The sequence below is a fragment of the uncultured Polaribacter sp. genome (genome assembly GCF_947497695.1).
GTDB lineage: Bacteria > Bacteroidota > Bacteroidia > Flavobacteriales > Flavobacteriaceae > Polaribacter.
Genome location: NZ_CANMHM010000001.1, coordinates 388389 through 414352 on the forward strand (window position 1 = coordinate 388389; position 25964 = coordinate 414352).

Consider the following 25964-nt stretch of genomic DNA (forward strand, 5'->3'; position numbering starts at 1 on the left):
TTTTTCTATTAAATGTAGCTAATTGCAATAAATTGTTTATTTTTGAACATTAGTTTATAATATTAAACAATTACAATGAAAACAATACAAGAAGTTGTAGAAAGTACCATTAGAAAAACACCTTTTATTGAAGAAGCTTTAAATGAAAAATTAATCAATGTTTCTTCTTTAGCAAGAATTATTTTACCAGAAGTTTCTTCAGTTTTAAAGAAAGATGTAAAAGTGGGTGCTGTTATGATGGCAATTAACAGACTTTCTCCTGCAAGTGAATTACGCATCAGAAAAAACATAAAAAAATTAGCATTAGATTTAGGGAATGTAATTGTAAGGTCTGATTTGTGTGATTTTACTTTTAAAAATACCACTTCTCTATTAAAAGAAATTGCAAAAATTTTAATGAAATCATCAGAAAGCTCTGATTATTTTTTAACAGTTTCTCAAGGGATTTTTGAAACAAATATTGTTACTAGTAAAAATTTACAACCTTTTGTAAATGATATTTTTGAGAAGGAAACACTAATTTCTAATGTTTTAGATTTAGCTTCTATTACTATAAAACTTCCAAAAGAAAACCAAGCACAATCTGGTATTTATTACTTTATTTTAAAGCAATTGGCTTGGGCAGATATCCCTTTACAAGAAATTATTTCTACCACAAATGAAATGACAATTGTTGTAAAAGAAGAAGATATTAACCAAACATTTGCCATTTTAATGGACATGAAATTGAGTTAGAATGGCTAAAAATGATCCTTATGCAGCACTAAGAATAAAAGAATTCAATATTTTTTTATTTGTAAGATTCCTCTTAGTTTTTGGTTGGTCTATGCAGTTTATTGTTATAGAATGGCAAGTATATTCTATAACAAAAGACCCACTTTCTTTAGGTATTATTGGTTTAATGGAAATTATTCCTGCATTTTCAATGGCGTTATTTGCTGGTCATATTGTAGATCAAAAAGAAAAAAGAAATTTATTGGCACTTTGTACCGCTGCTTTTTCTTTGATTAGTTTGGGATTATTTTTTTTAACATCAGAAAGTATTGTTGGTAATTGGTCTACAAATTCAGTTTTATACACTATTTATGCATTGGTTTTCTTTGGCGGATTTTTACGTTCTTTTTTTGGACCTACAATTTTTTCTTTGGTTGCTTTATTAGTTCCTAAAAAAATATATCATAATGCTGCAACTTGGAGTACTAGTACTTGGAAAACAGCTTCTGTTTCTGGAGCGTTATTTGGTGGTTTTTTTATTAGTTGGATAGGTGTTGATATGACACTTTGTTTGGTCTTTATTCTAGTAATTTTATCATTATTTTTTACTTTTTTTATCAGTAAAAAACCTATTTTAAACACAAAAATTGGCGAACCAGTAATGCAAAGTTTAAAGGCAGGTGTAAAATTTGTATTTAACAACAAGGTAATTTTAGGTGTTTTAAGCTTAGATATGATTGCAGTATTATTTGGCGGAACTGTAGCCATTTTAGCCGTTTTTGCTCAAGATGTGTTAGAAGTAGGTCCTCAAGGTTTTGGTATTTTAAATGCTTCTATTTCTATTGGTAGCATTGTTACCATGTTAATTACAACGTATATACCTATCAACAAAAATACAGGTAAAAAAATGCTAGTTTCTGTTTTTATTTTTGGTCTTAGTATTATTGCTTTTGGTCTTTCTTCTATTTTTTGGGTAAGTTTGTTAGCATTATTTATAAGTGGTGCTGCAGATGGAATTTCGATGGTTATTCGTCAAACAATTTTACAATTAAAAACACCAGATGATATGAGAGGTAGAGTTTCTTCTGTAAACTCTATGTTTGTAGGTTCATCTAATGAGTTAGGTGCTTTTGAAAGCGGTTTAGCTGCTAAATTATTAGGCCCTGTAATTGCAGTTGTTTTTGGTGGAACCATGACTTTAATAACTGTTGTAACTATTGGTGCTTTAAACCCAACTTTAAGAAATTTAGATTTAACTGCTGATATTGAAGCGAATGAAAAAGAAACGTAATTTTTAAAAAATCAATAAGAAACGTAGCAATGGATTAAACATCCAGAGGTAGCTTTAACAGACATTGATTCTTTTTTAATTAATTCACTAACAAATTACTCTGGTATTGTTCTATAATTAGCTAACAAAATAGTCCAATCGTAATTATTAAAATTTATGCATTTTGGTTTTTCTGATGTAATACCGTATTTAAAAAGAATTTTTTTAGCACCACTTTTTCCTCCAAAATCTGCACGAAACCAAGACATTAAAGGAGTAATATTTGCTGTTTTTGTTTCTGTATAATAAGAAGTTTGTTCTTTTAAATATGCAGTAGTCATAAAATCGAATTCTTTATTTAAACTTTCAGAGTTATAGATAGCAACAGGAGGACAGCTTTTTGCTCCACAATTCAGTGCAAAATGAATTCGCCAATCAATATTTTTAACTCTTAATTTACGCTCCCATTTTGGTCTAAACCATTTACGTAAATAACCTAAGCTCAATTTTATTCTCGATTTTCTTAAAATACCATGTTCGATATCATCAAAAGATAATAATTCTCCTGCAATCTTTATTCTTTTAGCACCAAAATAAGTTCCTTTATCTTCATATAATTTAGGATTATCAGAAAGTGAAATTTGTATAAAAGAATTATAAATATTAACCCAAAAAGCTATTTTTTGTTGATCGGTTTTTAATTGACTAACCAACTCATTTAATGTACTATTAGCTAATATTTTTACTTCTTTATCGATAGGTTTTTCATCAATAATTTTTTTTAATAATTCTTGTGAAACTTTCTCGTAGTTTATATTTTTTTGACTGTAAACAAATATGTTTGATAAAAATAATAGTGTTAAATAAAAGGGTTTCATAAAATTTTACGTATGTTTAATTAATGATAATAAGTATAATAATTCCTGTATACAACGAACAAGAAAATCTAGTAAAAAGTTTGTCGTTTTTAAACGAACAAGCTAACAAGTTTCCGATAGAAATAATTATTTCTAATTCACCTGAAACAACAGATCTAAGTAAAGACGTTTGTAATAATTTTGATAAAGTTACCTTTTTTGATAGTAATAAAAAAGGAAGAGCAGTTCAAATGAATTATGGAGCAAGTAAAGCCAAAGGAGATTTATTAATGTTTTTACATGCTGATACAGCATTGCCAGAAGATTTTTATAATCAAGTAAAAGCAGCAGTAAAAAAAGGAAATAAGGCAGGTTTTTTTGCTTATAGGTTTGATAGAGAATCCTTTTTATTAAATATAAATAGTAGACTAACAACAAGAGATGGTATTTTTGCAGGAGCAGGTGATCAATGTCAGTTTTTTACCAAAGAAGTTTTTGAAGATTTGGGTGGTTACAATGAAGATTATTGTATTATGGAAGATTTTGAAATGATAGACAGAATTAGAAAACAAAATATTGCTTATCAAATTATTCAGTCTAAGGCAACTGTGAGTGCCAGAAAATATAATGGTAATTCTTGGTTAAAAGTTAATGCAATTAATGGATATGTTTTCTTGCAATACAAGTTGGGAGTCCATCCTACTAAATTAAGAAAAGCATATAAAAACTTATTGAGAGAAAGTGTGTAAAAATTATTTTCTTATTCAAATGTAGTTGCAACTTTTAATTTTTTTTCAAGCTCTGCTTGATGTTTTATAGCAGTTTTATCATCCCAAGAAAAAGCATTTTTAAACAATGCTAAAACATATTCTTTATACAAGTTTACACTCTTTATATCAAAAAATAAACGTCCAGTTCTTCGCATAAAAAAGTCTGTTGGTGTGCAAGTCATTTCTTGTTCTATAGAGAATTCTACTTCTGCTTTTAGCATCTTTTTACCTTCTCCTTCTTCAGACATTTGTAAAGATAAATCATCATATTTTTGTAAAATAATATCGGTTTGTTTCCCATAATTATATACTAAATATTGAGCATCTTTTTCATCAAAACCAACCTCTGCAATTCTATTGTGTATAGCATCAATGTAACTTTTTACTTCATTAAAATCTGCAAACTCACCACCAGAAAGAGCTATTTTCTCGGTTTTAATTTCTCCAAATTCTTTTTCGTACTTACGTTCGTACTTTTTAGCAACCAAATCTACAATACGTTCTGCCATTTTTCTGTAGCCAGTTAGTTTTCCTCCTGCAATAGAAATTAGTTCTGTATCAGAAACAAAAATTTCATCTTTTCTAGACAATTCACTGGCAGATTTGCCTTCTTCATGAATTAAAGGACGCAAACCTGCCCAAGAACTTTGTACATCATCTAAAGAAATAGAAATGTTTGGAAACATATTATTTACTGCCGATATTAAATAGGTTGCATCTACTAAGCTTGTATTTACATTGTCTTTATCTTCTTGATAATTAGTGTCTGTTGTGCCAAAATAAGTAACTTTTCCTCTAGGAATTGCGAACATCATTCTTCCATCTGGCACATCAAAATAAACAGATTGTTTAACAGGCAATTTTTCATGAGCAACCACTAAATGAACTCCTTTTGTTAAATGCAAACGTTTGCCTGTTTTAGAATGATTGGTTTGACGTAAAGTATCTACCCAAGGACCTGTTGCATTTACAACGTATTTTGCATTTATTTTGTAAGATTCATCAGAAAAAATATCTTTTACAGTAGCTCCTACAACTTTATTATCTTTGTAAATAAACTCAGTAGCTTCTGTATAATTTATAATTTTCGCATCATAATTTAAGGCTGTTTTTAATACTTCTAAAGTTAAACGAGCATCATCTGTTCTATATTCTGCATAATAACCAGCACCATTTAAAATACTTTTAGGTAACAAAGGTTCTTTTTCTAAAGCTTCCTCCTTTTCCATCATTTTTCGTTTGTCTTCTCCTTCAACAGAAGCTAAAATATCATATACCTTTAAACCAATAGATGTTAACCAAGAACCATAAGTACCACCATCAATTAAAGGTAAAAGCATTTTTTCTGGAACTACTAAATGTGGTGCTAAATCATGTACAATTGCACGTTCTGTCCCTACTTCTTTTACCAACCAAAAATCGAATTGTTTTAAATAACGTAAACCTCCGTGAATTAGTTTTGTAGATTTGCTAGAAGTACCAGAAGCAAAATCGTTTTTTTCTATTAAAGCAACCTTCATTCCTCTAGAAGCTGCGTCTAAAGCAATACCTGCGCCAGTAATTCCACCACCAATAATTAGGATATCGAATTCTGTAGTTTGTAAATCTTTAGTAATATTTTCTCTGTTAAAGAATGTAAAGTTGTTCATTTTTATATTTTTAAATACTTGTTTTAAGAATTTTCTTAAATATAATATAAGTATTAAATTTTCTTAAATTTTTCCCTAAAATTACTTTTAAATTTTGTTTATGATGCATTTTCTGCATTTTTATAAAAAACAATGGCAATATCAGATTTATATTCTAGCGGAAAACACAAACAACAAATGGGCCATTTTGCAAATATTGTAAAAATAGCAAAAGCAGATGGAATAATTAGTGATGATGAGAAGGCTTTATTAACTAAAGCTAGTAAAAATTTAAACATTAGTGAAGATAAGTTTACCACTATTTTAAATAACCCAGAAAAATTTCCAATAAACGCTCCAATAAGTTATGATGAAAGATTAGAACGTTTATACAGATTATCTAAAATGGTTTTAGCAAACGGAAAGGTTAAATCTGTTGAAGTTAAATTAATGGAAAAAATTGCCATCGGTTTAAATTTTAAAGTAGAAAAAACAAAACTAATTTGTAAAGAAGCTATTAGTTTAGTCTTAAATAATAGCGATTTAGACGATTTTATAAATGGTATCAAAAAAGTAGATAAAACATAAAAAACGAATTAAACAATATTTGTTGGCAAACCATCAATACTAGTTTGGTTTTTTTCTTCCCAGTATTGTTTAATTCCTTTTTCTCCTTTTTCAGTTGCCCAATCATTTAGCTCGTTTCTTTCGCCTTTATATTCTAAAAACGGAATGGACATTCCACAAGAAGTTAAGGCAGATTCTACAGTAATATCAAAAATTTGACGTGTTCCAGGTGTTTCTGGAAATAGTTTAATTAATTCGTTCCAATTAGCATCACCTTCTTTAATTTCTTTGCCTGTTCCATACAAACGTAAAATATTTGGCGAACCTTCAAAAGCACAAAACATGATTGTAATTCTATTATTTTCTAATAAATGTGCAGCAGTTTCATTGCCACTTCCTGTTACGTTTAGCCATAAAACACGGTTTTCATCAACAACTCTAAAAGAATCCATTCCTTTTGGCGATAAGTTAATTCTGCCAGAAATTGGTGCTGTTGCCACAAAGAATATTTTTTGTTCTTTTATGAATTTTTGAAGTCTTGGAGTAATTTTTTTGTAGAATTTAGCCATAAAATTTGCTTTACAGAATACTAAATTACAAAATTGAGCCTTCTTATGCTTTCCAAAAAATTAATTAATAGGATATATTTAAAAATTGTAATAACTTTGTAATAACAAAATTGATAATTATGGAAGTTTCAGTAATAAAAATTGGTAATTCTAAAGGAATACGCTTTAGTAAAACTATTCTAGAAAAATACAATATTAAAGATAAAGTACAATTGATTTTAGAAAAAGGTAAAATTATAATTCAACCAATATCAACTCCAAGAAAAGATTGGGAAGAATCTTTTAAAGAAATGGTAAAAAATGGCGATGACAAATTACTTTTTGATGATGTTTTTGAAGACGAAATTTTTGAAGAATGGAATTAAAACAATATGAAATTATTTTAATTAATTTAAACCCTACAGTTGGTAGCGAAATTAATAAAACAAGACCTTGTGTAATTATTTCGCCAAATGAAATGAATAAATTTCTAAGAACTATTATTGTAGCACCAATGACAACAAGTTCTAAAAATTACCCAACAAGAATTGAAATAAAACACAACAACAAAGTAGGTTTTATTGTTGTAGATCAAATAAGAACTGTTGATAAAGCTCGTGTTGTAAAAAGTTTAGGAAAGATGTCTAGACCAGAAATTAAAGAATTAAAGTCAGTTTTAAAAGAAACTTTTGTAGATTAAAATTAAATAAATAGTTTATGGAATATGGATTTCTATCAGTAATACCACCAATTATTGCTATCATTTTAGCCTTAAGAACCAAACAAGTATATATTGCTTTGTTATTCGGAATTTGGTTTTCTTGGTTAATTATCAAAGGCTGGAATCCATTAGAAGGCACTTTAGCAATGATTGAAGGAATGGTAAACGTTTTTCAATCGAAAGGAAATACAAGAACCATTATGTTTAGTGCTTTGGTGGGTTCTTTATTGATATTTATTCAATATTCTAAAGGAGTAGAAGGGTTTATCAATATCATCAACAAAAAACTAAAAAAATTAGAAACTAAAAAAACAGGTTTTAGTAGAGTAATGGTGCAAATTTTAGCAGCTTTTACAGGGCTTTTATTATTTGTAGAAACAAGTATTTCTTCTTTAACAGTTGGTACTTTATACAGACCCATTTTTGATAAATTAAAAATTCCAAGAGAAAAATTGGCATACATTGCAGACTCTAGCTCTGCTCCTTCATCTATTTTAATTCCTTTTAATGCTTGGGGAGCTTTTATTATGGGGTTATTGTTAACACAAGAAATAGACAAACCTTTTTCTGTGATGATTTCATCAATCAAATATAATTTTTATCCACTTTTAACCATCGTAATTTTGTTTTTTATCATTCTTTCAAAAAAAGATTTTGGTTTGATGAAAAAAGCCGAAAAAAGAACCAAGGAAACAGGTTTATTAATGAACAAAGGTTCTAAACCCATGATTTCTGATGAAATTACATCATTTCCACCAAAAGAAGGTATTAAAGCCAAAGCTTATAATATGATTGTGCCTCTTTTAACTATGGTTTTAATGATGCCAATTAACTTAATTTACACAGGTTGGGATGCTGTAAAAAGTTCAACATCATTTTTAAATCATGCTTCACAAGCAATTGGAGAAGGTTCTGGCTCATCGTCTGTTTTATACGCAGTAATTACTGCAATTTTAGTGGCAATTACCATGTATTTTATCCAAGGAATTTTAAAACCAAAAGAAGCAATCGATTTAACCTTAAAAGGAATTAGTGAGTTAATGCCTTTGGCTTTATTAATGTTATTGGCATTTGCAATTGGCGACGCTTGTAAAGAATTAGAAACCGGAATTTATGTTGCAAATGCTACCAAAGAATGGCTTTCACCAGAATTATTACCTGCAGTTGTTTTTATCATCAGTTCTTTCATAGCGTTTTCTACAGGAACTTCTTGGGGAACGTTTGCAATTATGTTGGCAATTGCAGTGCCAATGGCAAATATTCATAATGCAGATATTACAATTGTGGTGGCAGCAACTTTAGGTGGAGGAGTTTTTGGAGATCATTGTTCGCCAATTTCAGATACCTCAATTATTTCTTCTATGGCTTCTGCAAGTGATCATATAGATCATGTAAAAACACAGTTGCCTTATGCATTATTTGGTGGTGTAATTACAGTTGTTTTGTATTTGATTATTGGGTTTTTTGGTTGATAGATATAGTTTAAAAAGTGAATATGGAATTAGAACAAGAAGCAAACAATTTTTATAAAAATGCTAAGAAGCTTTTCTTTATAGATGGTGTTGGGGCTATTTTGTCTGCTTTTTTATTGGGTTTTGTTTTGGTAAAACTAGAATCTTTTTTTGGAATACCTCCTTCTGCTTTATATATTTTAGCAATTTTCCCCATCTTTTTTGCAATTTTCGATTTCTACAGTTATCAACAGAAAGATGAAAATAAAATAAAACTATTGTTAAAAGGAATTGCAATGATGAACTTATTGTATAGCTTGCTATCAATCATTCTAGCAATTTTTCATTACCAAACTATTACATTTTTGGGTTGGATCTATATAATTGTTGAAATTATAATAATTGTAGTACTTGCATTTTTTGAACTTAAAGAGGTAAAAAAATTAAACAACCAAAACTCCACGTTTTTTAATCTCTTTAATCATACGTAAAGCACCTTCTTTAATAGTGTTTTCTTTAAAAATAAACGTTTTTTCATACAAGGTGTTTCCTTCAAAAAAAGTTACTTGAAAACGATTGTTTAATTTAAATAATTCTGGCTGAATAAACTCAATCTTAGCAAAAGAATTTGCAGGAAGCTTGTCTAACTTTTTACGAATTAAAGAAGTTGTTTTTGTTTCAGAAAAACCCTGAGAAACAATTACCATCATTTCTAAAGCAACGTTTTTATTATTGATAATATAAACATTCCAATCATCTGTTTTATAAAGGTCGTTAAATTCATAAACAACAGCCATTTCAACGCCTGTAACTTCTGGAATTTGGATATCTTTTTTCATTTTTCTGACACGGATTTCACAGATTTTCACGAATTTTTTTGCAACAATTCCTTCCCTTTAGGAAGGTTGGAATGGGTTTGTTTTTTAAATTACACTCTTAAACTGCTCTAAAAAACGCTTGTCGTTTTCATAAAACATTCTAATATCTGGTATTTGATACAATAACATAGCAATACGTTCTATACCCATTCCAAAGGCGTAACCAGAGTATTTTGTTGGGTCTATATTTGCATTTTTAAGTACATTAGGATCTACCATTCCACAGCCCATAATTTCTAACCAACCTGTACCTTTTGTAATTCTGTAATCGGTTTCTGTTTCTAATCCCCAATAAATATCTACTTCTGCACTTGGCTCTGTAAATGGGAAATAAGAAGGACGTAATCTAATTTTAGATTTGCCAAACATCTCTTTAGTAAAGTATAAAAGTGTTTGTTTTAAATCGGCAAAAGAAACATCAGTATCAATATACAAACCCTCTACTTGATGAAAAATACAATGAGCTCTTGCAGAAATATCTTCGTTTCTAAAAACTCTACCAGGAGAAATGGTTCTAATTGGTGGTTGGTTTTCTTCCATATATCGTACTTGTACAGAAGAAGTGTGTGTTCTTAATAAAATATCTGGGTTTTGTTCTATAAAAAACGTGTCTTGCATATCTCTTGCAGGATGATATTCTGGCAAATTCAAAGCCGTAAAATTATGCCAATCATCTTCTATTTCAGGGCCTTCAGAAACGGTAAAACCAATTCTATTAAATACTTCTATAATTTGGTTTTTTACCAAGGATATTGGATGACGAGAACCTAAATTAATAGGCTCTGAAGGACGTGTTAAATCACCATAAAAAGATTTTTGACTGGTAGTGTTTTCTAAAGATTCACTCAATTCTGCAACTTTGCTTTCGGCAGATTTTTTTAAGTTGTTTAATGCTTGTCCAAAATCTTTACGCAATTCTGCATCTACATTTTTAAATTCAGCAAATAAATCTTTTAAAAGACCTTTACTTCCAAGGTATTTTATCCTAAAAGTTTCTACTTCTTCCTTTGTAGTTGCATTAAATGCTTTTACATCACCAATAAGCTCTTTTACTTTATCTAACATCTTTATGAGAATAATTAAGCTACAAATTTAATCTTTTTTAGAGAGTTTTATGTTGTATTTATTAAGAAAACAATGAGAACAATTAAAATCGATTCAAATAACAGAATTATAACTAAATATTATGATATTTTTAATTTTGTGATATTTAAAATCGGCTATCTTTACAAGATAAGTTTTATTAATATCACAACAAAACATGGATAAAAGCATCAAATCTAAAATTAATGAATTTATGGCAATGGTTAAAACAAGAAATAATCATGAGCCAGAATTTTTACAAGCTGTACAAGAAGTAGCAGAAACTGTAATTCCTTATATTATGGCTAATGATATTTATTGTGGAAAAAATATTTTATTAAGAATGGTAGAGCCAGAAAGGTTAATTTCTTTTCGAGTTTCTTGGGTAGATGATGATGGAGAAATTCAAGTAAATAGAGGATATAGAATACAAATGAACTCTGCTATTGGCCCTTATAAAGGTGGTTTACGTTTTCATCCAACTGTAAACGCAAGTATTTTAAAATTTTTAGCTTTTGAACAAGTATTTAAAAACGCTTTAACCACTTTACCAATGGGTGGAGGAAAAGGAGGTTCTGACTTTGATCCTAAAGGAAAATCCGACAATGAAATTATGCGCTTTTGCCATTCTTTTATGACAGAGCTATTTAGGCATATTGGGCACAATACAGATGTACCTGCAGGAGATATTGGTGTTGGTGCAAGAGAAATTGGCTTTATGTTTGGTATGTACAAGAAATTGAACAATACTTTTACAGGTGTTTTAACGGGTAAAGGTGCTTCTTGGGGAGGTTCTTTAATTAGACCAGAAGCAACAGGTTATGGTACTGTGTATTTTGCAGATAATATGTTAAAAACAAAACAAAAGTCTTTTGCTGGTAAATCTGTAGTTATTTCTGGTGCTGGTAACGTGGCTCAATTTGCCGCTGAAAAAGCTATAGAATTAGGTGCAAAAGTTTTAACCTTATCTGATTCTGGTGGATATATTTTTGATGAAGAAGGGATTGATACAGAGAAGTTAGAATTTGTGATGGATCTAAAAAATAAAAAAAGAGGACGAATTAGCCAGTATGTTGATAAATACCCATCAGCAAAATATTTTAAAGGAAAAAGACCGTGGTCTGTTAAATGTGATATAGCATTGCCTTGTGCAACTCAAAATGAATTAAATGGCGAAGAGGCAAAAATTTTAATAGATAATGGTTGTATGTGTATTTCTGAAGGTGCAAATATGCCTTCTACTCCAGAGGCAATGCATACTTTTCAAAAATCAGGAATTTTATTTGCACCAGGAAAAGCAAGTAATGCAGGAGGTGTGGCTACTTCTGGCTTAGAAATGAGTCAGAATTCTTTGCGTTTAAGTTGGTCGCGTAAAGAAGTAGATGAAAAACTAAAAGATATTATGGAAGATATACATGATTCTTGTGTTAAATATGGTAAAAATGATGATGGTTCTATTGATTATGTAAAAGGAGCAAACATTGCTGGCTTTGTAAAAGTTGCAGATGCCATGTTAGCACAAGGAATTATTTAGTATTCATCAATTTTAATAAAAAATAAAAAAGCTTAAAGAATTGTTACTTTAAGCTTTTTTTGTTAGTTAATTTTTGTTTCTTGGATTGAAGTTTATATCTGTAGTCATTAACCACTCATCCATTTCAAAGCCATCTTCTCGCATACTAAATTGAATGGTATGCTCTCCAGCTTTATCAATATCTAAATAAATAGCATTTTCAATACCACAATGCACTTCTTTAGTTCTTTGTTTGCTTTCCCAATACCAGGTTTTTTTTCCTTTGCACCATTGCAAACGTTTTCCAGAATCTGGCCATTTTCCATTTATACCAACATGAACACCATTATCTTCTGGACCTGTGCTAAAAGCTTTTGCCCAAACATAATATCTACCAGGAGTAGAAATTTTTACTTTATAATGCACAACAGCCATTCCAGGATTATTATTAAAATTTTCTTTTCGTATTAATTTATCATTATGCGTTTGACGCGTGTCTGGCAAAATTTCAATGTATCTATTTTTACTTGCAGATTTTGAATGAGGAGCATCAGCATCTTTTAAATTACTTTTAAAATTTTTATCAATTATGTACCATTTTCTGATACTATCGTTGGTTTGATGGTGAAAATTTTCTGCCTCAACTTTTAAAAAACCATCTTTTTCTATAAATGATTTTTGTGATGCACATCCAAAAAATATCAACAGTAAAATAACAGAATAAATTGTTTTTGGTAAAGAAAATATTTTCATAAGATTAAATTTTATTTTTATTGGTTGAATTGCGTATGACTAAAAAGGAATTTAAAATTTTCTTTTCAAAAAGAATACTTGGTTTTTTTAATTCGTTTATTAATAATTGTGCAGCTTCTTCACCCATTCGAAATCCGGGTTGAGAAATACTTGTTAAAGATGGATTTATTAATTCGCCAACAGGTTCGTTATTAAAACCAATAATAGACAATTTTTTAGGAATTTCTATTCCTCTTTCTTTAGCAACTAACATAACTGAGATGGCAATTTGATCGCTAAACGCTAAAATTCCATCAGGATGAATTGGAGAAAATAACAATTTACGAGCCGCAGAAAGAATGCTTTCTTTGTCAAAATTACTATATACTAAATCATCATCAATAATTTCTAAATTGTTGTTTAACAGCGCTTTTTTGTATCCTTTTGCACGATCCCTGTTAATTTGTAAAACTTTGGGGCCACCTAAATAAGCAATACGCTTACAACCAATAGTTATAAGGTGATTTACAGCTTCTAAAGCAGCTCTTTCATTATCTATAGTAACTTTGTTAGCAACAACATCATTACATTCTCGATTAAAGAAAACAACAGGAATTCCAGATTTTTTTGCTTTTTTAAAGTGATGAAACTCTTTAGTTTCACTGGCTAAAGAAGCAATAATACCATTTACACCAATTGCAGAAAGTTCTTCAACCAAACTTTTTTCACGTTTATAGGATTCATTTGATTGACAAACAATAATGTGCATTCCATTAGCTTCAGCCACTCTTTCTATACCACTAATAGCCATAGCATATAAATAGTAACTTATTTTAGGCACAATTACTCCAATTAAAGTAGAGTTTTTCTTTTTTTGTTCTTCTAATAAATCAATAGATAAATATCCCAATCTAACAGCAGTTCTTTTTACCTTTTCTTGGGTTGCTTTACCAATTCTAGGGTGGGATTTTAATGCTCTAGATACTGTAGAAACAGATAACTGTAACTCATTAGCAATATCTTTTAAAGTGACGTTGTTTAGTTTAGAAGAAAAATTGTTTTTGGCCAAAATAAAATTGATTATTGTGCAAATATTTGCGCAAAAAATTAATTATACATAATTATTGCATTAAAATATTACATATTTTTGTTATTATAGATATATTTTTTAATAAAAATAAACTTAATACTGTGCAAAAATGCACAAAAATTAAAATTAATACAAAAATAAGTTAAAATGAGTAAAAGTTACAAGATTGCAGTAGTTAATGGAGATGGAATTGGGGCAGAAATAGTACCTGCAGGAGTTTCTGTTTTAGATGCAGTTGCTAAAAAACATGGTTTTAAAATTGAAAAAGAATCTTTTCCTTTTGGAGCAGGATATTACAGAGACCATGGCAAATTTATGTCTGATAATGCTATAGAGACATTAAAACAATTTGACGCTATTTATTTTGGAGCTGTTGGTTTACCAGAAATAGATGATACTTTGCCAGCAAGAGATTATACTTTTAAAGTACGCTCAGAATTAAAACAATATGTAAACTATCGTCCTGTAAAATTATTTTCAGGATTAAAAAGTCCCTTAAGAACAAAAACAGAAGCAGATATTGATTTTGTAGTAGTTCGTGAAAATAATGAAGGGGAATTTGTACAAAGTGGTAAAACTTTTTATCCAGATGATGCTCATGGTTTTGCAACTGACACCAGTGTTTTTACACGTTTTGGTATTGAAAGAATTGCACACTATTCTTTTAAATTGGCAAGAAAACGTAGAAGTAAAGTAACTAATGTAACAAAATCGAATACGTTAATTAACAGTTTGGCCTACTGGGATAGAGTGATTGAAGAGGTTGCCAAAGAATACCCAGATGTAGCGTTTAATAAAATGTATATTGACAACGCATCTGCAAGTTTTGTGTTAAGACCAGAGGTGTTTGATGTAATTCTTACCACCAATCTTTTTGGTGATATTTTATCAGATTTAGGAGGTGCAATTATGGGAAGTTTAGGTCTTGGAGGAAGTGGTAACATCAACCCAGAAAAAGATTTTCCATCAATGTTTGAACCAATTCATGGTTCTGCTCCAGACATTGCTGGTCAAGATATTGCAAACCCTATTGGACAAATTTGGTCTGCAGCAATTATGTTAGAACATTTAGGAGAAGTTGAAGCGGCTAATGATATTGTTGCAGGTATACAAGCAACTACTGCAGAAGGTAATTTAACTGTAGATTTAGGAGGTAATTCTTCTACATCAGACATTGCAGCACGTGTTGTAAAACATATAGAAGCAACAAAATTAGTTACGGCTTAATTTGATGTTTAATAAAAAAATAATTGATTTAACGCTGCCCATCAACAATAAGATGGGTGGTGTTACTATTACCCCTGCTAAAACTTTATCTGTTGATGGTTGGAATGCAACCACATTAAATTTATACTCACATAGTGGGACTCATATGGATGCTCCATTGCATTTTGGAGTCAATGACCAAACCATAGATAAACTACCTACAGAACGATTAATTAGTGAAGCTTGGGTAGTAAATCTTACACATATAAAACCCAAAGAAGAAATCTTAATATCGCATTTAGATGTTATTACTGATGACTTTAAAGCAGGACAAAGTATAATTTTACATACAGGTTGGAGTAAAAAAGTGGGCACAAGTGCTTACAGAAATGATTTACCAAGAATCAGCTCAGAATTGGCAAATTGGTTAGGAGAAAAAAAAGTAAATATTTTAGGAGTAGAACCACCATCTGTAGCTGATGTTAATAATATTGATGAGGTTACAGAAATTCATCATATTTTAATGAAAAACGATATTATTATTGTTGAAGGTTTGTGTAATTTAGAACAAATTACCAAAACAAAAGTTACTTTAATCGCGTTGCCTTTAAAAATTGAAGGAGGAGATGGATCTCCAACAAGAGCAATTGCTTTACAAGATTTTTAATGCTAAAAAACAACATCATATCATCTATAGAATCTGGAAACAATCACAAAGGTTTCTTAGAAGAAATACAAAAAGAAATTATAACAACGCCTAAAACTATTGTTATCTTAGATGATGATCCTACAGGCACACAAACCGTGTATAATGTACCTGTTGTTACCAGTTGGAAATCATCAGTTTTAGAAAATGAAATTATTAACAGTCCTGTTTTTTTTATTTTAACAAATTCTAGAAGTTTACAAATAAAAGAAGCAAATGATTTAGCAGAATTATTGGGCTCTAAACTAAAAATACTTTCCAAAAAACATAACAAACAACTCATTTTAATTAGCAGAGGAGACTCAACTTTAAGAGGTCATTATCCCAACGAAGTTGATGCACTTGCAAAAGGATTAGAAACTCCAAATGCAAAACACATTCTCGCACCAGCTTTTTTTGAAGGTGGACGTTATACATTTAATAATGTTCATTATGTTAAAGAGGCAGACAATTTTATTCCTGCCAATGAAACACCGTTTGCAAAAGACAATACATTTGGCTACAAAAATGCTAATTTAATAGACTGGATTGTAGAGAAATACGAAGGAAATATTGATAAAGACGCAATTGAAAGTCTTTCAATAACATCTTTAAGAACAAAATCTACAGAAGAAATCATTGAAAAGATAGAGTCTCCCAACAAATCACATATTGTTGTAAATGCAACAAGTTATTCTGATTTAGAAGCAGTTGCAATCGCAATTTTAAGAAGTAAAGAATCTTTTTTGTTAAGAACATCAGCATCATTTGTTAATGCTATTACAGGTATTGCAGCCAAAGATTGTTTATCAAAAGAAGAAATTTTAATCAATCAAAAAAAAGGAGGTTCGTTAATTGTAATTGGGTCTTATGTGCCAAAAACTACAGCACAATTAGCAGTTTTAAAACAACATTCTGAAGCTGTTTTTTTAGAACTGAATGTATCTAACGTAAAAAATGATGTACTTTTTCAAAAAGACATCAATCAATTATCTAATAAAGTAAATCAACATTTAAAAGAAAATAAAAACGTAGTATTTCATACCAGCAGAACTATTATTAAAGGAGAAACAAAAGCAGAAAGTTTAGCGATTGTAAATCGAGTTTCAAATGGTGTAATTGAAATTATTAAACAACTTAAAACACAACCTAAATATATTGTAGCAAAAGGAGGAATTACTTCTAGTGATGTTGCTACAAAAGGCCTAAATGTAAAAAGAGCTTATGTAATAGGTCAAGCCTTAAAAGGTGTACCAGTTTGGAAATTAGATAGTGAAACTAAGTTTCCAAATATGCCATATATTATTTTTCCTGGTAATGTGGGAGATAACCAAGCATTATATCAACTAACTAAACTTTTAAAATGAAAAAACAGAGCTATTTCCCAAAACGTTATCTAATGGTAACTGGTACTTTTCTATTAGCATTATTATTGTATGTAGATCGTATTTGTATTTCTGTTGCCAAAGACCCTATTTCTGAAGCCTTGAGTTTATCAGACAAACAAATGGGTTGGGTATTGGCCATTTTTTCTTTGGGTTATGCATTTTTTCAAACACCATCAGGAATGTTGGCAGACAGACTAGGACCAAGAAAAGTATTGGCAAGTATTGTAACTATTTGGTCTATTTTTACAGCCTTAACTGGGTATGCTTGGAATTTTATTTCTTTATTAATTGTTCGTTTTCTATTTGGAGCAGGAGAAGCAGGTGCCTTTCCTGGTATGACAAGAACTATTTACAACTGGATTCCGTTAAAAGAAAGAGGCTTAGTAACGGGTATAAATTTTTCTGGATCAAGATTAGGAGCTGCCTTTGCGTTGCCTTTAGTGGTTTGGATGATTGACAGTTTTGGATGGAGAGCGTCCTTTTTAATTATGGGAATTGTTGGTGTACTTTGGGCAATAGCTTGGTATGTTTTTTTTAGAGACAATCCAGAAAATCATGCAGCACTTTCACAAGAAGAAAAAGATTTTATTTTAGCACATAGACAAGAAAGAAAAACAGACGTTGCTAAAGAAAAAATACACTTTGGATTACTTATAAAATCTAAAAACATGTGGTTTGCAATGGGCCAATATTTCTGCAGTAATTTTACATTTTTCTTTGCTTTAACTTGGCTATTTCCTCACGTAAAAACAGAATATGGTTTAAATACTTTAGAGGCAGGTTTTTATACTTCTATTCCGTTAATTTTTGGTGCGTTAGGAAACTGGTTTTCAGGAGCTTTAGGAGATTATATTTTTAGAAAAGGTTACTGGAAAAAATCGAGAGTAATTCCTGCAGCTATTGGATTTGCATTTGCTGCAATTGGTTTAATTGGTAGTATTTATATGGATACTGCAGTAAGTGCAATAGCATTTTTAAGTATTGCTATTTTTGGTGCAGATATGACCCTGCCTTCTTCTTGGGCATTTTGTGCGGATATTGGTAAAGAACATTCAGGTGCAGTTTCTGGAACAATGAATATGGCAGGTAACATTGGAGCATTTATTACAGCATTAATTTTTCCATATTTACTATCTTGGACCGGAAATACAAATTTATTTTTTATAGTGGGAGCTGTCTTAAATGTAATTGCTATTTTCTTATGGCTTCAAATGAAACCACACAAACATTTTTCTGAATATTAAAAGAAGTACAATGAAAAAATTAAGAGGTGTTGCAGTAGGTACAGGCTATTTTAGTCAGTTTCAATATGAAGCTTGGAACAGAATGAAAAACGTAGAAATTGTTGCGGTTTCTAGCAGAAGAATGGAAAAAGCACAAGCCATTTGTGATCAATTTGGCATTCTAAAAGCTTATGATAGTTTTGAGGAAATGCTTATTGCAGAAAAGCCCGATTTTGTTGATATTATTACACCACCTGAAACACATTCTTTGTTTTGTAATATTGCTATAAAACACAATATTGATATTATTTGCCAAAAACCATTAGCACCTACTTTTAAAGAATCAGTGGCTTTAGCAAAAGCAATTAAAGATTCTGGAATTAGAATGATGGTGCACGAAAATTTTAGATTTCAGCCTTGGCACAGAGAAATTAAAAAACTTTTAGATGCGAATGTTATTGGCGATAAAATTCACAGCATTAATTTAAGAATGCGAACAGGAGATGGTTGGCAAGAAGATGCGTATATGAATCGCCAACCCTATTTTAGAGAAATGCCTCAATTGTTAATTTATGAAACAGGTGTACATTTTATAGATGTTTTTCGCTATTTAATGGGTGATATTTCTCAAGTGTATTCAAAATTAAGAACCTTAAACTCTAATATAAAAGGTGAAGATTTTGCTTGGGTGCAATTTGAATTTTCAAACGGAACATTAGGCTTTTTAGATGCCAATCGTTTTAACGAAAACACAAGTGAAGACCCAAGATTAACTTTTGGTAACATCTGTTTAGATGGCAATAAAGGCACAATCCGTTTGTTTGATGATGGTACAATTAGAATCCAAAAATTAGGAGAAAAAGAAGAAAAACACGACTATGCTTTTGAAAAAATAAACTTTGCAGGAGATTGTGTGTACAATACACAAGTACATTTTGTAGATTGTTTGCGTTCTGGAAAACCTTTTGAAACGGATGTTCAAGATTATTTAGATAATATTATTGTGCAAGATGCCGTTTATCAATCTAATCAAACAAAGCTTCCTGTAAACATTAGCTAACGATATTTAAAACTAAGTTTTTTTAACCAATTTATTGCTGTTGAAATTGTACTATATTTGTTTTTCAAATAGTATATATTGATTTTTATTTCACTTGTTTTCTTCGGATTTTTCTTTTCCTTTGTAGGATCTATTACTCCAAGTATGTTAAATATGACTGCTTTAAAAATAAGTTTAGAAAAAGGATTAATTGCCAATAAAAAATATGCTTTAGGTGTTTCAATTATGGCAATTCCACAGGTTATGATTGCCATTTTTGTAACTAAATATATTGCTAAGAATCCTACAATTTTAGAAACTTTAGAAAAAGCAGGAATAGTTATTTTCATTTTATTATCATACTATTTTTATAAAGAATCTAAAAAAAGTAAAATTAAGTTTGATGGATTACCATCTGAAGATAAAAACCCTTTTTTAATAGGAATTACATTGTCGCTTTTAAACATGTTTGCCATTCCTTTTTTTAGCGGAACTATCATTACGTTACAAGCTTTTGATTTATTTAATTTTGATGTTATTTCTGTCTTGTTTTTTACTTTGGGTTCTTTTATTGGTACATTTTATATCCTTTTCTTTTATGGTAAATATGCTAAATGGATTCAACAAAAAACAGGGAAATTAACAAAGGATATTAATATAATATTATCTATATTAACAGGTTTTGTAGCTGTTTTTACAGTAGTTAAATTATTTTTTTAAAGAGAAAATGAAAATTATTAAAAATTTTATTATTGAGGGAAAACACCAAAAACCCATTGTAACCGATGTTTTTTACAAAGAAAATCATCAACCCAAAAAAGTAATTGTTTTTTGTCATGGTTACAAAGGTTTTAAAGATTGGGGTGCTTGGAATTTAATGGCTAAAGCGTTTGCAAAAGCAGGATTTTTCTTTGTAAAATTCAATTTTTCTCACAATGGTGGAACTGCAAAAAACCCAATTGATTTTCCAGATTTAGAAGCTTTTGGAAATAACAACTATACCAAAGAATTAGACGATTTAGAGAGTGTTTTAGATTGGTTTTCATCCGAAGAAAAATTTAACAATGAAGTTGATTTAAATCATATTTCATTGATTGGTCATAGCAGAGGTGGAGGCATTGTGTTGTTAAAATCGAATGAAGATAAACGCATAAAAAAAGTTATTACTTTGGCAGGAGTTTCTGATTATAAGAGCAGATTTCCAAAAGAAACAGCTCTAAAAGAGTGGAAAGAAAAAGGCGTTTATTTTGTTAAAAACGGAAGAACACATCAAGAAATGCCACATTTTTATCAGTTTTATACAGATTTTGAAAAAAATGAGCATCGTTTAAATATTCAAAAAGCGACTCAAAACTTACAAATTCCGAATTTAATAATTCATGGAGATCAAGATACTTCTGTTTTAGTTAACGAGGCAGAAAAATTACATCGTTGGAATCCAAAAAGTGCGTTTACAATTATTAAAAATGCCAATCATGTTTTTAATGTTTCTCATCCTTGGGAACAAGAAAATATGTCTAAAGAATTAGATGAAGTCACTCAAATTTGTATTCTTTTTTTAAATTAATTGTTATTTTGAGGAACTAATCAATCTCAAGATAATAAACAGATTGCTTTGTTCTTAGCTATGACAAATAAGTTCTTTTCCGTATTTTCGAAACATGGAATTACAACCTCCTTTTAGAAAAATAATTCATGTAGATATGGATGCTTTTTATGCATCTGTAGCAGAATTAGACAACCCTGAATTAAGGGGAAAAGCCATTGCTGTTGGAGGTGGAGGAGATAGAGGGGTTGTTTCTGCTGCAAGTTATGAAGCTAGAAAATTCGGCGTAAAATCTGCTATGAGCAATGTATTGGCAAAGAAAAAATGTCCTCATTTAATTTTTGTTGATAGTAATTTTGCTCGTTACAAAGAAATATCAGCAAAAGTTAGAGAAATATTTTTTGAATATACAGATTTGGTTGAGCCACTTTCTTTGGATGAAGCGTATTTAGATGTTACAGAAAATAAAAAAGGAAATCCGTCTGCAAATGATATTGCCCGAGAAATTCGTAAAAAAATTTATGATGAAACTGGATTAAGAGCATCTGCTGGTATTTCGATTAATAAATTTATTGCAAAAGTAGCTTCGGATATTAACAAACCCAATGGACAAAAAACAGTGCATCCAGAGGAAGTTTTGCAGTTTTTGGAAGATTTGCCAGTCAATAAATTTTATGGAGTTGGTAAAGTTACCGCTGCAAAAATGTATAATTTGGGTGTTTTTGTTGGCAATGACTTAAAAAAGAAAACTTTAGAAGAATTGGTAAAATTGTTTGGAAAATCTGGAACGCATTATTACAATATTGTTCGTGGAATTCATAATAGCCCAGTAAAACCTAATAGAATTAGAAAATCTGTTGCTGCAGAAAGAACGTTTATGGAAAATATTTCTTCGGAAATTTTTATGATTGAAAAGTTAGATAAAATTGCTGATGAATTAGAAAGACGCATGATAAAGTCTGATACAAAAGGAAAAACCATTACGCTAAAAATTAAATATTCTGATTTTACACAACAGACAAGAAGTAAAACAAAAACGAATTTTATGCAAACAAAAAAAGAGTTTTTTCCTTTGGTAAAAGAGTTGTTATTTCAAGATAAAATTCCAAATTCTGTACGTTTGTTGGGCTTGTCTTTTGGTAATTTAAATACAGAAATTAAAGAACCTGTTTGGGTGCAATTACAATTTGAGTTTTGACGCTAAGCGTCTTTTTGTATTTTACAGAATTGGGTTCTTAAAACAGGAAAAAGACAAGCAAATACAGTTAGTTTCTATAATAAATGTGGTTATAAAGTGATTGAAAATTACGGTCAATAGGTAGATACAGAAAACAGTGTTTGTTTTCAAAAGAATCTTTATAAATTAATAGATTAGAATGAAAAGCCCTTCTTACAGAGATATTAATGATAAGAGCAACTTAGTTGCTTTTGATGTAATTATAATTGGTGGAGGTTTAGCTGGTCTTTGCAATGCAATTCATTTATCAAAATTTGGTAAACGTGTTTTGTTAATAGAAAAAAATAGCTATCCAAAACACAAAGTTTGTGGAGAATATATTTCTAATGAAGTATTGCCTTATTTAGATTTTTTAGACATTAATCCTTTTGATTTTGGAGCAGTAAAAATTGATAATTTTCAGTTATCAACCACAAAAAATAAGTTAATTTCTGCAAAATTACCTTTGGGCGGATTTGGAATTTCTCGTTTTCAATTAGATTTGGTTTTATCAGAAAAAGCCATAGAAAACAGCGTAATAATTTTACAAGATTCGGTTTTAAATATCAATTTTTCAGATGCACTTTTTACAATTGAAACAAAAGAAAATAAAACTTTTACATCAAAAATAGCTATTGGTGCTTTTGGCAAACGTAGTTTATTAGATGTAAAAATGGAACGTAGTTTTATCCAAAAAAAATCGCCTTATTTAGGTGTAAAAATTCATGTAAAAGGAGAGTTTCCTAGAGATTTAGTGGCACTTCATAATTTTAAAGGCGGTTATTGTGGCGTTTCTAAAGTAGAAAATAATGCCATTAACTTGTGTTATATTACAAACTATTCAGTTTTTAAGGAGTATAAGAATATAGAAGATTTTCAAGAAAAAGTAGTTTTTAAAAATAGGTTTTTAAAAGAAATATTTAAAAACTCTAACCCAATTTGGGACAAACCACTTTCTATAAGTCAGATTTCTTTTGAAACCAAAAAGCCAGTAGAAAACCATGTTTTAATGTCTGGTGATGCAGCAGGAATGATTCATCCACTTTGTGGAAATGGAATGAGCATGGCAATACAATCTGCACAAATGGCATCTAAACTCATTCTAAATTACTTAAATGGTAAAATTGACTCGAGAAACGAACTTGAAAAGCAATATATTAGACAATGGAATAAAAAATTTAGTTTGCGTTTAAAAGCAGGTCATTTTATAGCAATGTTATTTAGAAAAGATAAAATAGCATCTATTTTGTTGCAAATTTTAAAGAAATTGCCCTTTTTATTACCAATAATTATAAAATTTACACACGGAAAACCGATGAAAATATAATGCCTTTTTTAGTAGATACTACCAAAAGATCTGACCAAGAAGAAATGATGGACGATTTTTCTATTGGTGGCGATTTATTGCGTGATGTTTTAGACAAATTAGAAAATATAAACAGGTGGTTGGGTGGTAATTTAGTAACTGTTAATTCGCTTAAAAAAGTATTAAAAAACCATCCAAAAGAACAAGAAATAATAATTGCAGATTTGGGTTGTGGACATGGAGATATTTTAAGAGATGTTGCCAAGTTTGGCAAAAAAAATGGGTACAAATTCAAGTTGATTGGTTTTGATGCAAACCCAACTGCAATAGCATATGCTAATGAATTATCTAAAGCATATCCAGAAATATCTTTTATGGTAGAAGACATTTTTTCTGATGCTTTTAAAAAACGAAAATTTGATGTGGTTTTAGCCACCTTATTTTTTCATCATTTTAAAGAAAAACCATTAGTTACTTTTCTAGAGAAAACTTTAAATCAAACTAAAAAAGCAGTTATTGTAAACGATTTGCATAGACACAAATTAGCCTATTATTTGTTTAAATTATTATCCGTTTTTATCAGTAATAAAATGATTATTAACGATGGATTAATTTCTGTTTTAAGAGGATTTAAAAGAAAAGATTTAGAAGTAATATCCAATAAATTAAAAGTAAAACCTCAAATTTCTTGGAAATGGGCTTTTCGTTGGCAATGGATTCTTAAAAAAGTTTAAAATTTTAAGTTTTTAATTCAAAGTTGAACTAAACTAAAGTAATATAAATTACAAGCATCTGTGAAAATCAGTGAAATCCGTGTCTAAAAAACCTCTTAGAAACTCTGCGAAAAAACTCTGTGATTCTCTGTGAAATAACAAAACATATGAAAGTAAAAATAACATCCGTAGCAAAACAGCTTCCAAAATATTATAGAGAAACCAAAGATATTATACCCTTTGTAAAATTATGGATGCAAGGACAAGAAGATCGTTTTCAAAGAAAAGTAATCAAACTTTTTGAAGGAGCAGCAGTAGATAAACGCTACTCTATTATGGATCCAGAAGAAGTTTTTACAGCTACTTCTTTTGAAGAAAAAAATGATATTTATGCAAGAGAAGTTGTTCAATTGGCAGAAAAATCATTGAAGAAATCTTTAGAAAAAGCCAATTTAAAAGCAACAGATATTGATTATATAATTACTGTAAGTTGCACAGGAATTATGATTCCTTCTGTAGATGCTTATTTGATTAATTCTTTGCAAATGAAACAAGATATTGTGCGTTTGCCTGTAACAGAAATGGGATGTGCAGCAGGAGTTTCTGGCATTATTTACGCGAAGAATTTCTTAAAAGCAAACCCAAATAAAAGAGCAGCAGTAATTGCAGTAGAAGCACCAACTGCAACGTTTCAGTTAGACGATTTTTCGATGACAAATATTGTAAGTGCCGCTATTTTTGGCGATGGAGCATCTACAGTTATTTTGTCTTCTTATGAAGAAGATAAGGGGCCTACAATAATAGACGAAGCAATGTATCATTTTTATGATGCCACTTCTATGATGGGTTTTAAGTTGGTAAATACAGGTTTACAAATGATTTTAGACAAGGAAGTTCCGCAGAAAATTGCAGACCATTTTCCAAAAATTATTCATCCTTTTTTAGAAAAAAATAAGTTGAGTATTGATGATATTGACCACCTAATTTTTCATCCTGGAGGTAAAAAAATTGTACAAACTGTAGAAGATTTATTTGGTAAATTAGGCAAAAATATAAACGACACAAAAGAGGTTTTACGTTTGTATGGCAATATGTCTAGTGCCACTGTTTTATATGTTTTAGAAAGATTTATGGACAGAAACCCTGCAAAAGGAGAACGTGGAATTATGCTAAGTTTTGGCCCAGGTTTTTCTGCTCAAAGAATTTTATTGGAATGGTAACGGATTTAAGACCTCACAGGTTTTTAAAACCTGTGAGGCCTTTTAAACTCAACAAATGAATCAAAAACAAATCATAAAAAATCTCCCTTATCAAAAACCTTTTTTGTTTGTTGATGAAATCACAGAAATATCAGAAAACGGAGTTACAGGAAATTATACCTTTAAAGAAAACGAGTTTTTTTACGAAGGTCATTTTAAAGATAACCCTATAACTCCAGGGGTTATTTTAACTGAAACTATGGCACAAATTGGTGTGGTTTGTTTAGGTATTTATTTGTTAAAAGACGCTATTTTATCCGAAGGAAAAACAACAAAAATTGCTTTAACTTCTAATAATATCGATTTTTATTTGCCTGTTAACCCAAATGAAAAAGTGACAGTTGTTTCAGAAAGAGTGTATTTTAGATTCAATAAATTAAAATGCAATGTAAAGATGATAAACTCTAAAAACGAGTTGGTTTGTAGAGGAACTATTGCTGGAATGTTAGTGATTTAGTAATTAGATAAATTTAAAAAATCATACAGAGTTTCAATGATGAGATTTGTGAAATTCGTCTTTAAAAAAACGGATAAATATTAATATGTATCAGTGAAAATCTG

At 29.8% G+C, this 25964-nt stretch carries 28 protein-coding genes; 21 read left to right on the forward strand and 7 right to left on the reverse strand.

Annotation, left to right across the window (positions count from 1 at the left end; all coding sequences use genetic code 11):
- Positions 1 to 75: 75 nt before the first annotated feature.
- Together Q0731_RS01760 and Q0731_RS01765 are read left to right on the forward strand one after the other, a co-directional pair.
- Complete coding sequence (locus Q0731_RS01760) at positions 76 to 735, forward strand: hypothetical protein (RefSeq protein ID WP_299059079.1); 660 nt, start codon at positions 76 to 78, stop codon at positions 733 to 735.
- A 1-nt stretch (position 736) separates the two neighbouring features.
- Positions 737 to 2005: an MFS transporter gene (locus Q0731_RS01765; RefSeq protein WP_299059081.1), complete on the forward strand. Its 1269-nt coding sequence runs from the start codon at positions 737 to 739 to the stop codon at positions 2003 to 2005.
- A 95-nt stretch (positions 2006 to 2100) separates the two neighbouring features.
- Here the strand turns inward: Q0731_RS01765 and Q0731_RS01770 are convergent, their stop codons facing one another.
- On the reverse strand, positions 2101 to 2862 hold the full coding sequence (locus Q0731_RS01770; RefSeq protein WP_299059083.1) for a DUF547 domain-containing protein: 762 nt from the start codon (positions 2860 to 2862) through the stop codon (positions 2101 to 2103).
- Between the two features lie 23 nt (positions 2863 to 2885).
- Between Q0731_RS01770 and Q0731_RS01775 the strand changes: the two genes are divergently transcribed.
- Positions 2886 to 3590, forward strand: coding sequence for a TIGR04283 family arsenosugar biosynthesis glycosyltransferase (locus Q0731_RS01775; RefSeq protein ID WP_299059085.1), 705 nt, complete (start codon positions 2886 to 2888; stop codon positions 3588 to 3590).
- An 11-nt stretch (positions 3591 to 3601) separates the two neighbouring features.
- Here the strand turns inward: Q0731_RS01775 and Q0731_RS01780 are convergent, their stop codons facing one another.
- Positions 3602 to 5260, reverse strand: coding sequence for a glycerol-3-phosphate dehydrogenase/oxidase (locus tag Q0731_RS01780; protein WP_299059087.1), 1659 nt, complete (start codon positions 5258 to 5260; stop codon positions 3602 to 3604).
- A gap of 132 nt (positions 5261 to 5392) precedes the next feature.
- Here Q0731_RS01780 and Q0731_RS01785 point away from each other — a divergent pair, with 132 nt between their 5' ends.
- Entirely contained in the window at positions 5393 to 5827 is a 435-nt protein-coding gene (locus Q0731_RS01785) for a TerB family tellurite resistance protein (RefSeq protein WP_299059089.1), read from the forward strand.
- Between the two features lie 8 nt (positions 5828 to 5835).
- Here Q0731_RS01785 and Q0731_RS01790 read toward each other — a convergent pair whose 3' ends face one another.
- Complete coding sequence (locus tag Q0731_RS01790) at positions 5836 to 6375, reverse strand: pyridoxamine 5'-phosphate oxidase family protein (protein WP_299059090.1); 540 nt, start codon at positions 6373 to 6375, stop codon at positions 5836 to 5838.
- 119 nt (positions 6376 to 6494) lie between these two features.
- Between Q0731_RS01790 and Q0731_RS01795 the strand changes: the two genes are divergently transcribed.
- Genes Q0731_RS01795 through Q0731_RS01810 form a run of 4 tightly spaced genes read left to right on the forward strand, consistent with a single transcriptional unit; the run spans position 6495 to position 9017 of the window.
- Positions 6495 to 6740 carry an AbrB/MazE/SpoVT family DNA-binding domain-containing protein gene (locus Q0731_RS01795; protein ID WP_299059091.1) on the forward strand — a complete coding sequence of 82 codons (246 nt, stop codon included), beginning with the start codon at positions 6495 to 6497 and terminating at the stop codon, positions 6738 to 6740.
- On the forward strand, positions 6731 to 7054 hold the full coding sequence (locus Q0731_RS01800) for a type II toxin-antitoxin system PemK/MazF family toxin (protein WP_299059092.1): 324 nt from the start codon (positions 6731 to 6733) through the stop codon (positions 7052 to 7054). The genes Q0731_RS01795 and Q0731_RS01800 overlap by 10 nt, the downstream gene beginning before the upstream one ends.
- Before the next feature lie 17 nt (positions 7055 to 7071).
- Complete coding sequence (locus Q0731_RS01805; RefSeq protein ID WP_299059093.1) at positions 7072 to 8547, forward strand: Na+/H+ antiporter NhaC family protein; 1476 nt, start codon at positions 7072 to 7074, stop codon at positions 8545 to 8547.
- A 23-nt stretch (positions 8548 to 8570) separates the two neighbouring features.
- Complete coding sequence (locus tag Q0731_RS01810) at positions 8571 to 9017, forward strand: hypothetical protein (protein WP_299059094.1); 447 nt, start codon at positions 8571 to 8573, stop codon at positions 9015 to 9017.
- Here Q0731_RS01810 and Q0731_RS01815 read toward each other — a convergent pair.
- A complete protein-coding gene (locus Q0731_RS01815) occupies positions 8970 to 9365 on the reverse strand; it encodes a hypothetical protein (protein WP_299059095.1) in 396 nt (131 codons plus the stop codon). The two genes, Q0731_RS01810 and Q0731_RS01815, sit on opposite strands and share 48 nt — an antisense overlap.
- Positions 9366 to 9449: 84 nt before the next feature.
- Positions 9450 to 10469: a phenylalanine--tRNA ligase subunit alpha gene (gene pheS / locus Q0731_RS01820; RefSeq protein ID WP_299059096.1), complete on the reverse strand. Its 1020-nt coding sequence runs from the start codon at positions 10467 to 10469 to the stop codon at positions 9450 to 9452.
- 208 nt (positions 10470 to 10677) lie between these two features.
- Here pheS and gdhA point away from each other — a divergent pair, with 208 nt between their 5' ends.
- Positions 10678 to 12021: an NADP-specific glutamate dehydrogenase gene (gene gdhA, locus Q0731_RS01825; protein WP_299059412.1), complete on the forward strand. Its 1344-nt coding sequence runs from the start codon at positions 10678 to 10680 to the stop codon at positions 12019 to 12021.
- Positions 12022 to 12087: 66 nt separating this feature from the next.
- On the opposite strand, the gene Q0731_RS01830 is transcribed toward gdhA, so the two are convergent.
- Both Q0731_RS01830 and Q0731_RS01835 read right to left on the reverse strand, forming a co-directional pair.
- Positions 12088 to 12753, reverse strand: a complete 666-nt coding sequence (locus tag Q0731_RS01830; RefSeq protein ID WP_299059097.1) for a hypothetical protein — start codon at positions 12751 to 12753, stop codon at positions 12088 to 12090.
- A 4-nt stretch (positions 12754 to 12757) separates the two neighbouring features.
- On the reverse strand, positions 12758 to 13801 hold the full coding sequence (locus Q0731_RS01835) for a LacI family DNA-binding transcriptional regulator (RefSeq protein WP_299059098.1): 1044 nt from the start codon (positions 13799 to 13801) through the stop codon (positions 12758 to 12760).
- 168 nt (positions 13802 to 13969) lie between these two features.
- Here Q0731_RS01835 and Q0731_RS01840 point away from each other — a divergent pair, with 168 nt between their 5' ends.
- The 12 genes from Q0731_RS01840 to Q0731_RS01895 all read left to right on the forward strand — a co-directional run bounded on the left by Q0731_RS01840 (position 13970) and on the right by Q0731_RS01895 (position 25860).
- Positions 13970 to 15049 carry an isocitrate/isopropylmalate family dehydrogenase gene (locus Q0731_RS01840; RefSeq protein WP_299059099.1) on the forward strand — a complete coding sequence of 360 codons (1080 nt, stop codon included), beginning with the start codon at positions 13970 to 13972 and terminating at the stop codon, positions 15047 to 15049.
- Positions 15050 to 15053: 4 nt separating this feature from the next.
- Positions 15054 to 15695 (forward strand): cyclase family protein, encoded by a 642-nt coding sequence (locus tag Q0731_RS01845; RefSeq protein WP_299059100.1) that lies wholly within the window; start codon positions 15054 to 15056, stop codon positions 15693 to 15695.
- Positions 15695 to 17080 carry a four-carbon acid sugar kinase family protein gene (locus Q0731_RS01850; RefSeq protein ID WP_299059101.1) on the forward strand — a complete coding sequence of 462 codons (1386 nt, stop codon included), beginning with the start codon at positions 15695 to 15697 and terminating at the stop codon, positions 17078 to 17080. The genes Q0731_RS01845 and Q0731_RS01850 overlap by 1 nt, the downstream gene beginning before the upstream one ends.
- Complete coding sequence (locus Q0731_RS01855) at positions 17077 to 18345, forward strand: MFS transporter (protein ID WP_299059102.1); 1269 nt, start codon at positions 17077 to 17079, stop codon at positions 18343 to 18345. Before Q0731_RS01850 ends, Q0731_RS01855 begins: the two co-directional genes overlap by 4 nt.
- Positions 18346 to 18355: 10 nt before the next feature.
- Positions 18356 to 19384, forward strand: coding sequence for a Gfo/Idh/MocA family oxidoreductase (locus tag Q0731_RS01860; protein WP_299059104.1), 1029 nt, complete (start codon positions 18356 to 18358; stop codon positions 19382 to 19384).
- Between the two features lie 78 nt (positions 19385 to 19462).
- Positions 19463 to 20083, forward strand: coding sequence for a LysE family transporter (locus tag Q0731_RS01865; RefSeq protein ID WP_299059105.1), 621 nt, complete (start codon positions 19463 to 19465; stop codon positions 20081 to 20083).
- A gap of 7 nt (positions 20084 to 20090) precedes the next feature.
- Positions 20091 to 20930 (forward strand): alpha/beta fold hydrolase, encoded by an 840-nt coding sequence (locus Q0731_RS01870; RefSeq protein WP_299059106.1) that lies wholly within the window; start codon positions 20091 to 20093, stop codon positions 20928 to 20930.
- A 94-nt stretch (positions 20931 to 21024) separates the two neighbouring features.
- Positions 21025 to 22107, forward strand: a complete 1083-nt coding sequence (gene dinB / locus Q0731_RS01875) for a DNA polymerase IV (RefSeq protein WP_299059107.1) — start codon at positions 21025 to 21027, stop codon at positions 22105 to 22107.
- 178 nt (positions 22108 to 22285) lie between these two features.
- Complete coding sequence (locus Q0731_RS01880; RefSeq protein WP_299059109.1) at positions 22286 to 23452, forward strand: NAD(P)/FAD-dependent oxidoreductase; 1167 nt, start codon at positions 22286 to 22288, stop codon at positions 23450 to 23452.
- Complete coding sequence (locus tag Q0731_RS01885; protein ID WP_299059111.1) at positions 23452 to 24165, forward strand: methyltransferase domain-containing protein; 714 nt, start codon at positions 23452 to 23454, stop codon at positions 24163 to 24165. The genes Q0731_RS01880 and Q0731_RS01885 overlap by 1 nt, the downstream gene beginning before the upstream one ends.
- A 146-nt stretch (positions 24166 to 24311) precedes the next feature.
- The gene (locus Q0731_RS01890) at positions 24312 to 25364 is read left to right on the forward strand and encodes a type III polyketide synthase (protein ID WP_299059112.1); all 1053 of its coding nucleotides are present in this window, start codon (positions 24312 to 24314) and stop codon (positions 25362 to 25364) included.
- A 55-nt stretch (positions 25365 to 25419) separates the two neighbouring features.
- Positions 25420 to 25860, forward strand: coding sequence for a 3-hydroxyacyl-ACP dehydratase FabZ family protein (locus tag Q0731_RS01895; RefSeq protein ID WP_299059113.1), 441 nt, complete (start codon positions 25420 to 25422; stop codon positions 25858 to 25860).
- Positions 25861 to 25964: the final 104 nt, after the last annotated feature.